Source organism: Streptomyces sp. ML-6 (genome assembly GCF_030116705.1).
Classification (GTDB): Bacteria; Actinomycetota; Actinomycetes; order Streptomycetales; family Streptomycetaceae; genus Streptomyces.
Map to the genome: position 1 here is coordinate 3,116,141 of NZ_JAOTIK010000001.1, position 13,932 is coordinate 3,130,072.

At 69.9% G+C, this 13,932-nt stretch carries 12 protein-coding genes and 1 tRNA gene; 7 read left to right on the forward strand and 6 right to left on the reverse strand.

The window, feature by feature from the left end; all coding sequences use genetic code 11:
- The first annotated feature begins 150 nt into the window (after positions 1-150).
- A complete protein-coding gene (locus OCT49_RS13515) occupies positions 151-1,113 on the forward strand; it encodes a helix-turn-helix transcriptional regulator (protein ID WP_283852120.1) in 963 nt (320 codons plus the stop codon).
- A 241-nt stretch (positions 1,114-1,354) separates the two neighbouring features.
- On the opposite strand, the gene OCT49_RS13520 is transcribed toward OCT49_RS13515, so the two are convergent.
- Positions 1,355-2,353: a sigma-70 family RNA polymerase sigma factor gene (locus OCT49_RS13520; RefSeq protein WP_283852121.1), complete on the reverse strand. Its 999-nt coding sequence runs from the start codon at positions 2,351-2,353 to the stop codon at positions 1,355-1,357.
- Positions 2,354-2,936: 583 nt separating this feature from the next.
- Here OCT49_RS13520 and OCT49_RS13525 point away from each other — a divergent pair.
- Complete coding sequence (locus OCT49_RS13525) at positions 2,937-4,019, forward strand: questin oxidase family protein (protein WP_283855789.1); 1,083 nt, start codon at positions 2,937-2,939, stop codon at positions 4,017-4,019.
- A 114-nt stretch (positions 4,020-4,133) separates the two neighbouring features.
- Here the strand turns inward: OCT49_RS13525 and OCT49_RS13530 are convergent, their stop codons facing one another.
- Positions 4,134-4,913 carry a dioxygenase family protein gene (locus OCT49_RS13530; RefSeq protein WP_283852122.1) on the reverse strand — a complete coding sequence of 260 codons (780 nt, stop codon included), beginning with the start codon at positions 4,911-4,913 and terminating at the stop codon, positions 4,134-4,136.
- Between the two features lie 135 nt (positions 4,914-5,048).
- Here OCT49_RS13530 and OCT49_RS13535 point away from each other — a divergent pair, with 135 nt between their 5' ends.
- Positions 5,049-5,561, forward strand: a complete 513-nt coding sequence (locus OCT49_RS13535) for a MarR family winged helix-turn-helix transcriptional regulator (protein WP_283852123.1) — start codon at positions 5,049-5,051, stop codon at positions 5,559-5,561.
- A 224-nt stretch (positions 5,562-5,785) separates the two neighbouring features.
- On the opposite strand, the gene OCT49_RS13540 is transcribed toward OCT49_RS13535, so the two are convergent.
- Together OCT49_RS13540 and OCT49_RS13545 are read right to left on the reverse strand one after the other, a co-directional pair.
- Entirely contained in the window at positions 5,786-7,318 is a 1,533-nt protein-coding gene (locus tag OCT49_RS13540; protein ID WP_283852124.1) for an MFS transporter, read from the reverse strand.
- 244 nt (positions 7,319-7,562) lie between these two features.
- Positions 7,563-8,225 (reverse strand): TetR/AcrR family transcriptional regulator, encoded by a 663-nt coding sequence (locus OCT49_RS13545; RefSeq protein ID WP_502963371.1) that lies wholly within the window; start codon positions 8,223-8,225, stop codon positions 7,563-7,565.
- Between the two features lie 286 nt (positions 8,226-8,511).
- Between OCT49_RS13545 and OCT49_RS13550 the strand changes: the two genes are divergently transcribed.
- Positions 8,512-9,789 carry a M6 family metalloprotease domain-containing protein gene (locus tag OCT49_RS13550; RefSeq protein WP_283852126.1) on the forward strand — a complete coding sequence of 426 codons (1,278 nt, stop codon included), beginning with the start codon at positions 8,512-8,514 and terminating at the stop codon, positions 9,787-9,789.
- A 31-nt stretch (positions 9,790-9,820) separates the two neighbouring features.
- On the opposite strand, the gene OCT49_RS13555 is transcribed toward OCT49_RS13550, so the two are convergent.
- On the reverse strand, positions 9,821-10,435 hold the full coding sequence (locus OCT49_RS13555) for a TlpA family protein disulfide reductase (RefSeq protein ID WP_283852127.1): 615 nt from the start codon (positions 10,433-10,435) through the stop codon (positions 9,821-9,823).
- Between the two features lie 578 nt (positions 10,436-11,013).
- On the opposite strand from OCT49_RS13555, the gene OCT49_RS13560 reads away from it, so the two are divergent.
- From OCT49_RS13560 to OCT49_RS13570, 3 genes are all read left to right on the forward strand, one after another.
- A tRNA-Arg gene (locus OCT49_RS13560) sits at positions 11,014-11,086 on the forward strand.
- 179 nt (positions 11,087-11,265) lie between these two features.
- The gene (locus tag OCT49_RS13565; protein ID WP_283852128.1) at positions 11,266-11,532 is read left to right on the forward strand and encodes a hypothetical protein; all 267 of its coding nucleotides are present in this window, start codon (positions 11,266-11,268) and stop codon (positions 11,530-11,532) included.
- Positions 11,529-11,975 carry a hypothetical protein gene (locus OCT49_RS13570; protein WP_283852129.1) on the forward strand — a complete coding sequence of 149 codons (447 nt, stop codon included), beginning with the start codon at positions 11,529-11,531 and terminating at the stop codon, positions 11,973-11,975. Before OCT49_RS13565 ends, OCT49_RS13570 begins: the two co-directional genes overlap by 4 nt.
- 213 nt (positions 11,976-12,188) lie before the next feature.
- Here the strand turns inward: OCT49_RS13570 and OCT49_RS13575 are convergent, their stop codons facing one another.
- The gene (locus OCT49_RS13575; RefSeq protein ID WP_502963372.1) at positions 12,189-13,931 is read right to left on the reverse strand and encodes an ADP-ribosylglycohydrolase family protein; all 1,743 of its coding nucleotides are present in this window, start codon (positions 13,929-13,931) and stop codon (positions 12,189-12,191) included.
- Position 13,932: the final 1 nt, after the last annotated feature.

The window sequence follows — 13,932 nt, forward strand, 5'->3', positions numbered from 1 at the left end:
CCCAATGGACGAGCATCCTGACAGGACCACAGCACCGCCACCACCACAGCACCGCCACCACCACAGGACCGCCGACGTCCCCCCGAAACCCCAAGACCCCCAAGACCGCCGAAACCCCAAGATCCCCGAGACCGGCAGAAGGCTGAGCCCATGACCGACACCCCGGCACGACTGCTGAACCTGTTGTCGCTTCTCCAGACGCCCCGCGAGTGGCCGGGCAGCGAACTCGCCGAACGGCTCGAAGTCAGCCCGCGCACCATCCGCCGCGACATCGACCGGCTCCGGGACCTCGGGTACCCGGTCGAGGCCACGCGCGGATCGGTCGGCGGCTACCGGCTGGTCGCGGGCACCGCCATGCCGCCGCTGCTCCTCGACGACGAGGAGGCGGTGGCCATCGCAGTGGGGCTGCGGGCGGGCGCCGGGCATGCCATCGAGGGGGTGGACGAGGCGTCCGTACGGGCCCTGGCCAAGCTGGAGCAGGTGCTGCCGTCCCGGCTGCGGCACCGGGTCTCCACCCTGCAGAACGCGACGATGCCGCTGACCCGCGGCGACGGTTCGACCATCGACCCCCGGACGCTGACCGTGATGGCGTCGGCGGTCACCGGCCGGGAGCGGCTGCGGTTCGCGTACCGGGCGGGCGACGGCACCGAAACGAAGCGGGAGGTCGAGCCGTACCGGCTGGTGAGCACGGGATGGCGCTGGTACCTCGTCGCGTACGACCTGGGGCGTTCGGACTGGCGCACGTTCCGGGTCGACCGGGTGAGCGAACCGTTCGCGACCGGGGCCCGGTTCGCGCCGCGCGAGCTGCCCACGGGGGACGCGGCGGAGTTCCTCGCCGATTCCATCGCCCGGGGCCGACCGGAACTGGAGGTCGACGTGAGCTTCGCGGCACCGGCGGAATTCGTGTCCGCGCGGCTGCCGGCCGCGATCGGCCCGCTGGAGCCGACCGACGGGAACAGCTGCCGACTGCGGGCCACGCTGGCGGACTCGATGGAGTGGCTGGCGCTCCGACTGGCGCTGGTGGACTGCGAGTTCACCGTGCACGAGCCGCCGCAACTGGTGGACTACCTGGACGAGCTGGGCGCCCGCCTGAGCCGCGCGGCAGCCCGATGACGCCTCCGGGGCACGGACACGGGCACGGACGCAAGTGCAGGCACGGCTCAGGCACGGACGCAGACGCAGACGCAGGCACGGACGCGAAGAGACAGACGTAAGCCATGAGCCACGAAGAAACACGGGCGCGAAAAACACCAGCGCAAAGAAATGAGCCCCGGCGCCAGGGGGGGTGGGCGCCGGGACTCAGCTTCAGGGGGTCACGCGAAGTGACCCATTTCGGAGGTTACTGGACCAAGGCTCACGCCGCAGCGTCAAAACCCGTGTCGTGAGCCATTCGCTTCAATTCGAGCAGCGCGTGCTTCTCGATCTGGCGGATCCGCTCCCGGGTCAGCCCGTGCTGCTTGCCCACCTCGGTGAGGGTCCGCTCGCGGCCGTCCTCGATGCCGTACCGCATGCGGATGATCGACGCGGTGCGGTTGTCGAGCTTGCCGATCAGGTCCTCCAGCTCCTCGCTGCGCAGCAGCGTCAGCACCGACTGCTCGGGCGACACCGCGGAGGTGTCCTCCAGCAGGTCACCGAACTGCGTCTCGCCCTCGTCGTCCACGGACATGTTGAGGCTGACCGGGTCGCGGGCCCAGTCCAGGACGTCGCTCACGCGCTCCGGCGTGGAGTCCAGCTCAGCGGCTATCTCCGTGTGCTCCGGCTCGCGTCCGTGCTCACGGTTGAACTCGCGCTGCACCCGGCGTATCCGGCCGAGCTCCTCCACCAGGTGGACGGGGAGCCGGATCGTGCGGGACTGGTCGGCTATGGAACGGGTGATGGCCTGACGGATCCACCACGTCGCGTACGTGGAGAACTTGAAGCCCTTGGCGTAGTCGAACTTCTCGACCGCGCGCACCAGGCCGGCGTTGCCCTCCTGGATCAGGTCGAGCAGGGGGAGCCCGGCCCGCGGGTAGCGGCGGGCGACGGCAACGACGAGCCTGAGGTTGGATCGGATGAATATGTCCTTGGCGCGCTCGCCCTCGGCGACCAGCGCCTCCAGCTCCTCGCGCGTGGCTCCACCGGCTTCGCTGTCCACCTCGCCGTCGAGGATCTGCCGGGCGTAGACGCCCGCCTCGACGGCCTGCGACAGCTCGACCTCCTTCGCGGCGTCGAGCAGCGGCGTACGCGCGATCTCGTCCAGGTACATGCCGACCAGGTCGCGATCGGCGATCTCTCCGCCCGCGGCGCGAACACTGCTCGCCCGGTTGGTCCCACCGGTGCCGGACGAACGACGGGCGACGGCACGGGTTGCCATGCGTGCTCCCTTGCTGAGTAGGTCGCGACACCCTTCCGGGTGCCCTGCATCCGATGGAAACAACGACTGGAATCCGGACAGAATTCCCACGCGCGGCACTCATTTTCGTGATCATGCAGTACCCTGTGCCGCCGCAAGGGCGCGCTAGGGTCGAGACGCCGGGCAGAAGCGCAGGTCAGGCCGGGCATCAGGGGCGATTCGGTGACGCTCATGGACATCCACGGCCATTACGTGCGTGAGACCGCACTCACATCCATTGCCCCCTCCTCCACCCGAACGGCGGCGGCCGCGATTGCGTTCCCACCCCGAAGACGACCGGCGCCTCGTTCGGGTTGCTCGGGATGTCCGGCTTGTCGACCCCGACCCGTACCCGCTCCGCTCCGCTCCGCTCCACGCCCCGGCCTGCATCTCGACCTGCACCTCGGCCCGCTCCCCGCCTCCCTGCTTCGGGCCGCGGCTCGGACCTCGGGCCTCGGACCTAGGACCCATTGACCGGCCCCGATGGGTCCGCGGTCCGTTACGCCGGGTGATCCCCGTACATAGCGTCCCCCGTATGGACGACACGACGAGCGCGAGCACCAGCATGGCCCCGGCGCCGGCCGGTACGAGCGCCCCGACCGGCACGACCGCCCCGACCGGCACGACCGCCCCGACCGACGACACCACCGGCACGCTCGACGAGGCACTGGAGCGCCTTCACGCCTCGGGCCCCGAGCGGAACGGCTGGCTGAGCAACCACGCCCCCATGGCCGTCGAGGCGCTGGTCCGGCACGGGCAGGCACCGACCGTCCACCGCTGGCTCGACCATTACGGCCAGAAGCTGGAGGACATGCCGGACCCCTCCTCCCGGGTGACCGCGGCGAACTGGCGCGAGGCCCTGGGCGACCCGCGCCGGATCGCGGACTGGACGGAGTACTTCGGGCGCGAGACCGCCGAGCGCCCCTGGCGGGACGTCCTCGCCGAGTGGTGGCCCCGGCTGCTCCCCGGCATCGCGGCGGGCGCCACGCACCCCGTGATCCGGGTCGGTCACTCCGTACGCACCCTGCTCGTCGGCGAGGCGACCGCGCCCCGTGTCGCCGAACTCGCCCACGGCCTCGGTTACTGGGCCGCCCGTCATCAGCCGTTGCCCGCCCTGACGCCGCTGGCACCCGCGCCGGACGCCGCCGCCGCGCTGGAGGCCGTCCCTCCGGTGCCCGAGCAGAGCGGCGGCATCCGGGACCGGCTGGCGCAGCTCACCGCGTTCCCGGTGTGGCCGCGACGGTCCCCCGACGACCCGGACGAGGCCCGGACCCGGCTGGAGGAGCTGGTGCGGGCCGCGACCCACCGCTTCGCCACGCACGGACACGGCGAACCGATCATGCTGGTGCACGCCGCGACCGCGCCCAATGCCGTCCTGCGCACCCTGCCCGCACTCCCCCGCGCGCTGTGGGCGCCGAGCCTGGAGGCCGCATGGGCGGCGAGCGCCGCGGTCACCGCCGCGTACGGCCCGGCCGAGGCCGCCCCGTACGAACCGGCGGACGCCTCCGCCGACGAGCTGTTCGCACGGGCGGCGGCGCACGGCGACGACCACACCATCAAGTTCACCGACACCGCGCTGGACGTCGGGGACGCGACGGCCCTCGCCGCCGCACTCCGCTCGATCGAACTCAACCCGCCGGCGCTGTGACCGCCCGCGGCCACCGGCCCGGAAATCCACCGGCCGGCCCCGCCCGGACCCGACCGGCCGTCCTCGTCCCTCTCCGCCTCTCCCCGCCCCTCCCCGTACCCGTACGACCGGCGCTCAGCCGAACTGCACCGACCGCTTCGCGAGCCCCATCCAGAACCCGTCGATGACGCTGCGGCCCCGGTCCAGCTCGCCCTCCGAGGCGCCGAGCGTCACGAAGAGCGGCGCGAAGTGCTCGGTGCGCGGGTGGGCCAGTCGGCCCGCCGGGGACTTGTGCTCGAAGTCCAGCAGGGCGTCGATGTCCTGCGCCCGGAGCGCCCGGTCCCCCCAGTCGTCGAACTCCACCGACCAGCCGGGGACGCCGCCCGCGTGCCGCAGGGCGGCCAGGTTGTGGGTGAAGAAGCCGCTGCCCACGATCAGGACGCCCTCGTCGCGCAGCGGCGCGAGCCTGCGCCCGATGTCCATCAGCTTCTGCGGATCCAGCGTCGGCATGGAGATCTGGAGCACCGGGATGTCGGCGTCCGGGAACATCTCCACCAGCGGGACGTACGCCCCGTGGTCGAGCCCCCGGTCCGGGATGTCCTGGACCGGCGTACCGGCGCCGCGCAGCAGTTTGCGCACGTTCTCCGCGAGTTCCGGGGCGCCGGGGGCGGCGTACTGGACCCGGTAGTAGTGCTCGGGGAAGCCCCAGAAGTCGCGGACGAGCGGGACGGTCTCCGTCGCGCCGAGGGCGAGCGGGGCCTCCTCCCAGTGGGCGGAGACCATCAGGATCGCCCTGGGGCGGGGCAGCCCGGCGGACCATGCGGCCAGCTCACCGGGCCAGACCGGGTCGTCGGCCAGCGGCGGGGCCCCGTGGGAGAGGTAGAGGGCGGGCATGCGCTCCGCGGTGACAGTCATGGCACTCCCCATCCGCTGCTGATCAAGGTAAGTCTTCTAGTGGTCCATTCGAGAGGAAGCATTCTTTAAAGTTCAAGCTTCCCGCTCCCGAGACCTTAGCTCTATCTAGTTCAACTTTCAAGAAAAGGTCGTACAGTGGAGTACATGACCACGGCATCCCCCGGCGAGCCCCGCTGGCTCTCCGACGAAGAGCAGCGCGTCTGGCGTGCGTACCTCCACGCCACCACGCTCATGGAGGATCACCTCGACCGCCAGTTGCAGCGCGACGCCGGCATGCCGCACATCTACTACGGGCTGCTCGTCCAGCTCTCCCAGGCCCCCCGTCGCCGCATGCGGATGACCGAGCTGGCCCGGAACGCCAAGATCACCCGCTCCCGGCTCTCGCACGCCGTCGCCCGGCTGGAGAAGAGCGGATGGGTGCGCCGCGAGGACTGCCCGTCGGACAAGCGCGGCCAGAACGCGGTCCTCACGGAGGAGGGCCACGAGATGCTGCGCCGGTCCGCCCCGGGCCACGTCAGTGCCGTGCGCCAGGCGATGTTCGACCGGCTCACGCCCGAGCAGGTGCGTTCGTTGGGCGAGATCATGCAGGTCGTCGCCTCCGGGCTCCAGCCGGAGGACACGGACGCAGACCTGCCGTGGCTGCGCTGAGCCCCTGCTCACGGAACGAAACACCGGAACGAAACACCGGAACGAAGCACCGGACCGAAACGCCGGACCGAAACGCCGAAACGAAAAACGGAACGCCGGAACAAAGAACAAAACAGTCGCGCCCCGGCTTCCTGTCCGGCCCGATCGGGGATCGGAACCGGGCAGGAAGCCGGGGCGCGACCGCATGCGCACCACCGCTCCCCCCGGGCGGTGGGCGCCCTCGGTCAGTGGGCGACGACCGGCACCCTGAACTCGTCCTCGACGCCGTCGGCGTCACCCGACCCGGCACCGCCGGACACCGGGGCCGCGGTGGGGCGGCCGGCGTTGATGAAGGTCACCGCGATCGCGGCGGCCACCAGCAGGATGCCGACGGCCCACCAGATGGCGCCGGTGAAGCCGTGCACCATGGACTGGAGCTTCAGCAGCTCCGGGTCGGTGGCACCGAGCCCGGCGTGGGAGGTGGCGTACGCCGTCGCGGCCGACGCGGCGATGGTGTTCAGCAGCGCCGTACCGATCGCACCGCCCACCTGCTGCGAGGTGTTGACCATCGCGGAGGCCACGCCCGAGTCGCGCGGCTCGACGCCGTGCGTGGCGAGCGACATGGCCGGCATGAAGGCCGTGCCCATGCCCAGCCCCAGCAGGAGCTGCGCGGGCAGGATGAGGCCGACGTAGGACGAGTCGATCTCCAGCTGCGTCAGCAGCAGCATGCCGACGGCGGCGGCGAGGAAGCCGGGGCCCATGAGCTTGCGCGCCGGGACCCGGGTCATCAGCCGGGCACCGATCTGCGTGGACCCCGTGATCATGCCCGCGATCATCGGGAGGAAGGCGAAGCCCGTCCTGATCGGCGAGTAGCCCTTCACGACCTGGAGGTAGTACGTCAGGAAGAGGAACAGCCCGAACATCGCGATGATGGCGAGGCCCAGCGAGAGGTAGACGCCACCGCGGTTGCGGTCGAGCACGACGCGCAGCGGCAGCAGCGGCGACTCGACCCGGGCCTCGGTCACGACGAACGCCAGCAGCAGCACGCCGGACGCGACGAACGTGCCGATGGTCAGCCCGTCCGACCAGCCGGCGGTCTCGGCGCGGGTGAACCCGTACACCAGCGAGACCAGACCCAGCGCGGACAGGACGACGCCCGGCACGTCGAGCGACGAACGGTTGCGGCTGCCGGACGGCTCCCGGATCACGAAGTACGCGCCGACGGCCGCGACGGCCGCGAACGGGATGTTGACGAAGAACGTCCAGCGCCAGTCCAGCACCTGGGTCAGGAAACCGCCGAGGATCAGACCGACGGCGCCACCGCCACCCGCGATCGCACCGTAGATGCCGAACGCCTTGGCGCGCTCCTTGGCATCGGTGAACATCACGGCGAGCAACGACAGCGCCGCCGGGGCGAGCAGCGCGCCGAAGACGCCCTGGAGTGCGCGGGAGCCGAAGAGCATGGCCTGGTTCTGCGCCGCGCCACCGAGCGCGGAGGCCAGCGCGAAGCCGATCAGCCCGACGACGAAGGTCCGCTTGCGGCCCCAGAGGTCGGCGATCCGCCCGCCGAACAGCAGCAGCCCGCCGAAGGCGAGGGCGTAGGCCGTGATGACCCACTGCTTGTTGGCGTCGGAGATGTCGAGGTCCGTCTGGGCGTGCGGGAGCGCGATGTTCACGATCGTGGCGTCGAGCACGACCATCAGCTGCGCGAGTGCTATGAACGCCAGCGCTTTCCAACGGCTGGGGTCGGGAAGTCGGAGATCGGCTGTTTTGGGCATGGGTGTATCCACCTAAGGGCGCCCGAGGGCGCGAGAAGTCGTGAAGCGGCGAGTCGTGGACAAGAGGTCGTCGAACGGGTCGGGCGAACCGACCGCCCCGTCCCGGCCGAGCGATCAACTACCGCTCACTGCAGGACGGATGACGAGAAAAGGAGGAAGGAGGAAGGAGGCGGGGCGGGAGAGGGATGGTCGGTATGGCGTGGCGGACGCTCCGCCGGGCTCCCGGCAGGGCCCGGCGGGAACGTCACGCCCGATGCCGCAGATCCTCCAAGGTCGCTGCCGTTCCCGGCAGTTCGGACCGGGCCGGAGCCTCCAGTCCGTCCAGGAACAGCTGTAGATGGCGGTGGGTGAACCGGTCGATGTTCAGACAGCCGGTGCCGGGCAGCGGCCGGGTGAGCTGGGAGAGGGCGACCATGACGTCACCGACGGCGATGTCGGTGCGCAGGCGCCCCGCGGACATGGCGCGCGCCACGAGCCCCTCGACGGCCTCTTCGAGGCGCCGGCGCTCGGCGAGCAGTTCGGGGTGGTCCTTGTCGAAGCCGCCGGACAGCATCGGGCACAGCGCCCCGATCCGTTCGTCGGCCGCGGCGTGCACGAAACGGCTGAGCGCGGCGAAGGGGTCGGCCTCCTCGGCCGCCGCCTCCTCCGCACGGTCGGTGCTCCGGGAGGTGACGGCGAGCACGACCTCGTGCGTCAGCGCGGCCCGGTCGGGGAAGTTCCGGTAGAGCGTGGCGTTGCCGACGCCGGCGCGCCGGGCGATCTCGTCGAGCGGCACGTCCGGCCCGAACTCGACGAACATCTCGCGCGCGGCCGTCACGATCCGCTCCCGGTTGCGCAACGCGTCGGCCCGCGGACGGGGGGTCCGGGGCTGCGCCGTTCCGGCGGCGGTACGGGCGACGGTGTCCACGACGGCTGTCCTCGCTCTTCCGATCCTCGTTCTCGTTCTCATTGTGTCCCCCTCGACGACCCTCGGCCGTAACCGGGGACCGTCTCCCCGTTTCGCGGGGACACCGATGCAAACGGGGAAGGACTCCCCGGTTATTTCCACACCCGAAGGTGATGTGAGTCACTCCGGGGAATCGGGAAACCAGCCGAACGGCGCACCCAACGAGCGGCCCCGCACCACCCGACACAGGCTGATGCGCAGAGCGCAGTCAGGGCCGGCCGACTGCCGCGGACCCCGAGGCGCCTCTATGCAAAAACCACGCCACCGGATACGCGGGCATCGCCGCCCACTCGCGCTCGGCTCGGCAACGGCCCTGGTCATAGCGGCAATGGCCACGGCCAGCAACACCCTCCCGATAACCGGCCGGGCCTCCGCGGGCCCGGTGTCCAACGCCCGTTCGGCAGGCATAGCCCCGTGCCGGATATCCGCGACGAGGGGCGTGCAGATGTCGGAGGGCATACCGACGCCGAAGGGCTACGCCCGTTCCACCGGCAAGGTCCGCGCCCTCAACCTGATGATCGACTTCCCGGACGCACCGGGCGCCGGACCGGCGATGGACCGGTACGCCGAATTCTTCCCGCAGACCACCCAATGGTTCCGGACCAGCTCGTACGGACGGCTCATATACGCCCCCGAAACCCCCGTGAAGTCCTGGCTGCGGATGCCACTGCCGTTCTCGGAGTACGGGGTCGAGCGCGGCTCACTGTACGAACCGGGTTACCGCCACCTCGTCCAGGACATCGTCGCCGCCGCCGATCCGAAGGTGGACTTCGCCAAGTACGACCTGGTCAACATCCTGGTCACCCCGAACGCCGGCCCCTCCGCCCTGGACACCGTCCTGTCCGTGACCTTCTCCGGCAACGACGACGCCCCGCGCGCGGACGGGGTCCCGCTCGCCAACACGTCCTTCATCTACAGCCGCCAGGACGACGGCTCGGGATCGTTCGCGAAGACCGGATACCGCGTCCTGCCGCACGAGAACGGCCACGTCTTCGGCCTTCCCGACCTGTACACGATGGAGGGCGGCGGCGCGGTCGGGCACTGGGACATCATGTCCGAGGACTGGGGGGCCGACAACGACCTGCTGGGCTGGCACAAGTGGAAGCTCGGCTGGCTGGACAACGCGCAGATCGACTGCGCCGCGAGATCCGGCACCAGCGAACACGTGCTCCGGCCGCTGGCCACCCGGGGCGGCACGAAGCTGGCGTTCGTACCGCTGAGCGACGAGTCCGGGTACGCGGTGGAGGTACGGACCCGGGCGGGCAACGACCACGCGATCTGCCGCCCGGGCGTACTGATCTACAAGGTGAGTTCGGACGTGGACACCGGGCAGGGCCCGGTGTCCGTCGCGGACAGCACCGAGGACAGCGCCGGCTGCACCCGTCTGCCCAATGTGCACACCGAACTGTCCGACGCCCCCTTCCGGCCCGGCGAGACCTTCACCGACCGGGCCCACAAGATACGCATATCCGTGATCGACAAGGACAGCGACGGCAACTACCGGGTCCGTATCACCCGCTCCTGACCACTTCGCCCGACGGATTCGACCAGCGGATTCAACCGGCGGACGAGGACGGAGACGCGGACGGGGACGGGGACGACATCCGCCCCGCAGCGGCGACGAGACCCACCAGACGCTCCTCACCGATGGCCTCGGACGCCGTCGAGGCGATCCGGCCACGCGGATCGATGACGAGGGTGACGGGAACCCCCTGCGTGGTCAGCAGCCCCTTGGGCAGCGTGAGGAGGTGCTTCCCGGCGGGGTCGAGGAGGCTGGGGTACGACATGTCGTGCTCCTCGACGAAGGCGCGGGCCACGCTGGGGGAGCTGTCCCGGTTCAGCCCCAGGACGACGACGTCCTGCCCCTCCGCCTTCTTCCGGTACCGCTCCAGCATCGAGACCTGCTTGCGGCAGGGCCCGCACCCGGAGGCCCACGCGTTGATCACCACCGTCTTCCCGGCGTGGTCGGAGAGGCTCATCGGCCTGCCGTCCACCCCGGTCCCCATGAAGGACGGCGCGTCCGGACGGTGCCGAGGATCGATCGTGAGGGTCCCGTCCTTGTGACGGTGGAAGCCGCGGGGCGTTCCCGGGTCACCTCCGGTCACGATCATGCCTATGACGGCCACGGCACAGACGACGGCGGCCAGCAGGGGAACGAAGGGGTGTTTCATGGGGGGTCCTTGGGGGTCCTGGGGTTCCTTGAGGGATCCTTCGAGCCAGCGGAACAACCGGTTCAGCGACCGGGGACATCGAACGGCCACCCCGAGGGCACCGCCCGTCTCCCACCGACGCACCACGACCGGGGCCACGGACGTACACAGCCGCTCGCCGACGGTCACGGTCACCCACGGACCGACGCCCACACCGACAACTCCCCGGAAACTCCTGCGCGGCAAGGCATGCCGGATTCACCCCGTTTACCCTGAACAACGGCGTTTGCTGATCATTCAGAACGGTACGCCCACCCCCAACTGCCTTCGCGAACCCCTCCCTTGTAAACATGCACCCCACCGCCCCCGGGTTGCCCCACCGCCCGAAACATCCCCACCCGAACCACCCCTCCCCACCATCCCCACTCGCCCGACACCCCCGCCCCGGAGACGCCCACCCCGCCCCTCGCCCGCCCACCCCGATATGGAAGCCCCTCCCCGGCACGGATCCGCTACGCTGTCCCTGGTCGGTCATCGGTACGTCCCGCCACCTGCACGAGCACCACCGCAGAAGGCACCGCACCTCGCCCGACAGCCCCGCCTTCGTAGCTCAGGGGATAGAGCACCGCTCTCCTAAAGCGGGTGTCGCAGGTTCGAATCCTGCCGGGGGCACAACGCGTCGCCACCCTGACCTGGGGTTTCTCTCCCCGGAAGGGTCCTACTCGGCCTCGGACTTCTCGTCCGGGGCCGCTTGCGTGAGCGGACGGAGAGTTGATCTCCCGAACATCCCCCAAAGGATCTGCATCATCCGGCACGGCCTCCGAGCCGGGCGAACATGGCATACTTGAAGTATGGCAACCCGGAAGATCACCATCACCATGCCGGAAGAGCTGGTGGAATCGATCAAGGAGCGCGTCGACTCACGCGGAGTGTCCGGCTACATCGCGGCCGCCGCCGCTCATCAGGACGCCATGGACCGACTGCGAGAGCTGGCCGGGCGCCTCGAGGAAGAGCACGGCGCCGTGACGGACGACGAGCAGCAGGCAGCGCTGGACCGCATCGCCGCCATTGACGGCTGGCATGACGAGCAGCGATCACATTCGGACGAGGCCGCGTGAGCCGCACCACCCGGGCGAGGCTGCATCGGCCGCGACAGCGCGTCTTCGTGTTCGACTCCGAGGCTCTCTCCAAGGCGGTTCAGGGCGATCGGGAGATGGCAGCGCTGATCAAGACGGCTCCACGGCTCGACATCCCGATCGTCACCTCGGCGCTCACGACCTTGGAGGCATGGGACCCTCGCGAAGCGTCGAGGCAGGCACTGTGGAACTGGACGCTGTCCCGGATCCGCGTCGTGCACACGGACGACCAAGTGATCGCCATGGCGCGCGACATGCTGAAGACAGCCGGCCTGCATGGGCACAAGTACGCCATCGACGCGATTCTGGCGGCTGTGGCCGGGCAGGAAGCCGCGCAGGGGGCTGAGGCAACCGTCTTCACCTCCGACACCGACGACATGAATCAGCTCCTCGCCGGACACTCCGTGCGAGTCGAGAAGGTTTGACGAGACGCCGCCCACACTTCACTCCGCCGACTCGTCGGCTCCCCAACTGCCCACTGGCTGTACACCGACAGGCATCCTCCGTTACGGGTGTCAAGCCGACCGCCGGGGCGGAAAAGCCCGAGCGCGCTCTGCAAGTTGCGGAGGTACGAGGGCGTCGGCCCAGAACCAATCGTCACCGACCTCGCCGATGGTCGTGGACGGTCGATCGCGCCGTCACCCCGCAGGCGGCTCGGCATTATTGACGGAGACGATCAGATACGGGTCGATCTGCAACCAGAAGGCATCGCCGTCCCGTTGGACCGCTCCGTCGAATCCCATACCGCGCAGCCGCTTCCATGCCGCGAGGACGTCGGTGACCGCGACGCGGAGTTGGGCTCCTGGAACATCCGTGGCCCGCTCCTTGCGGTACCACTGCCTGATGACCAGGTTCTCGTAGGAGACCCAGTCCTTGCCGCGGCGGGACGTGGTCACCCCCAGAGCTGTGAGGGCTTCGTTCACGCGGCCGATGTCGGTGACGGGCAAGTACGCGCCCTGCAGTCGGGGTTGTACAGGTGATCGGTTCTCGATGTCCGTCGGCGCCTCCGCGCGAGGCACATCGTGGACATCGTCTCCCGTTTCCACGCGCCGCACCCCACGGATGAGGAAGAGGTTCTGACCGTCCACAGTGGTCAGACGAGTGCGATATGCAGACCAGTTATCGGCCATCAGCGTGCATCGACTCACGACGCGTGCCTCGCGGCGGTCCGGAAGCAGAAGGCTGGTTCCGATGTCAGCGGCGTCGAGTTCATCAAGAAACCGCGACCGTGCCTGACCGGCTTCGTCCGAGGAGGGCGGAGTCAGTGACTCGGGGGCCGGCCGGAGCAGTTTCTCAGCCAGCGCGTTCAGCAGAGGCGCGTCCTGAACGGACCGGCCGTACGAACCGAGCCATTCCTGCCCCAGACCTGCGCCGAGCAGACCGGCGGTCATGGATGCCAACGTGTCTGTGTCCGCGCCCTCTTGACGTGCCGGAACGCCGACGCCGCGCTCTGGGCTGGAAGCGGACCGCGCGGCAAGGTACATGGCGGCCACCGCGCACAGGGTCCCTGAGCCGCGAGTCTTCGTCCGCGTCAGGCCATGTGTCTCCAGAAAGGCGGAGGGAGCGCTGAGCGCGCCGCTCTCCAGCGAGGCTCGTGCGCTGCTGAGGAGTTCCTCCACCTCTTGCACGGTCTCCTCCCAGGCGCGTTCGTAGCCATCCGGGAATGCCTGGGACGCGGCGTCCAGCCAGCGCCGGTCCAAGCCCTGCCACACCGATTCCCGCCAGTCCTTCAGCCCGTCCAGCACCGCTTCGACGAGCCAGCCGTAGGCGAGAGGAGAGGGCTGACGCAGGCTGACCCACAGCGCGTAGGCGTGCACCAGCGCGCCCAGGAGAGCGCGGGGATGTCCGTGCGTCGTCGCCGCGTCGAGGACCACGTCATGGGCCAGGTCACCGAAGGTGCCCTCGTGGTGGGCGATGACATGCGGCGCGATGCGCATGGCCGCACCATTGGCTCCGGCGGCGAAGTATTTGTCCTGATCGTCGGCCCGATTGCCCCAGGCCGCTCCCTGCTTCTCCCAAGCTCGGCAGGCGCGCTTGACACCGGCGCCGGCGCCGCGTTCGTAGTCGAGAAGGAAGGGCCACTCCACTCGTTGCAGCCAAGGAAGCCACTGGTCTCCGGCAGTGAGACGAGCACGGGCCACGGCAATCAGCATTTGGGTGTCGTCGCTGTACTCGCCGGGCCCGATGTCCTCGACGATCGGGCGGAAGCGGCTGCCGGCCATACGCCGCCAGGCGAAGAACCGTCCAGAGACCTGACTCGAGGACGGCAAGGAGCGTGTCCGGTCCCGCCGCTCGTAAGGCCAGCCCATGGCGTCCCCTACAGCTGCGCCCACGAGCATGCCGCAGGCCCTGTCGGTCCATGGGTGAAGCTCAGCGTTCACG

Coding starts and splice junctions, on each gene's coding strand:
- OCT49_RS13520 (WP_283852121.1), bottom strand. CDS start 2,353: ATGGCAACCCGTGCCGTCGCCCGTCGTTCGTCCGGCACCGGTGGGACC.
- OCT49_RS13550 (WP_283852126.1), top strand. CDS start 8,512: ATGCAAAAACCACGCCACCGGATACGCGGGCATCGCCGCCCACTCGCG.
- OCT49_RS13555 (WP_283852127.1), bottom strand. CDS start 10,435: ATGAAACACCCCTTCGTTCCCCTGCTGGCCGCCGTCGTCTGTGCCGTG.
- OCT49_RS13540 (WP_283852124.1), bottom strand. CDS start 7,318: ATGCCCAAAACAGCCGATCTCCGACTTCCCGACCCCAGCCGTTGGAAA.
- OCT49_RS13530 (WP_283852122.1), bottom strand. CDS start 4,913: ATGACTGTCACCGCGGAGCGCATGCCCGCCCTCTACCTCTCCCACGGG.
- OCT49_RS13525 (WP_283855789.1), top strand. CDS start 2,937: ATGGCCCCGGCGCCGGCCGGTACGAGCGCCCCGACCGGCACGACCGCC.
- OCT49_RS13515 (WP_283852120.1), top strand. CDS start 151: ATGACCGACACCCCGGCACGACTGCTGAACCTGTTGTCGCTTCTCCAG.
- OCT49_RS13565 (WP_283852128.1), top strand. CDS start 11,266: ATGGCAACCCGGAAGATCACCATCACCATGCCGGAAGAGCTGGTGGAA.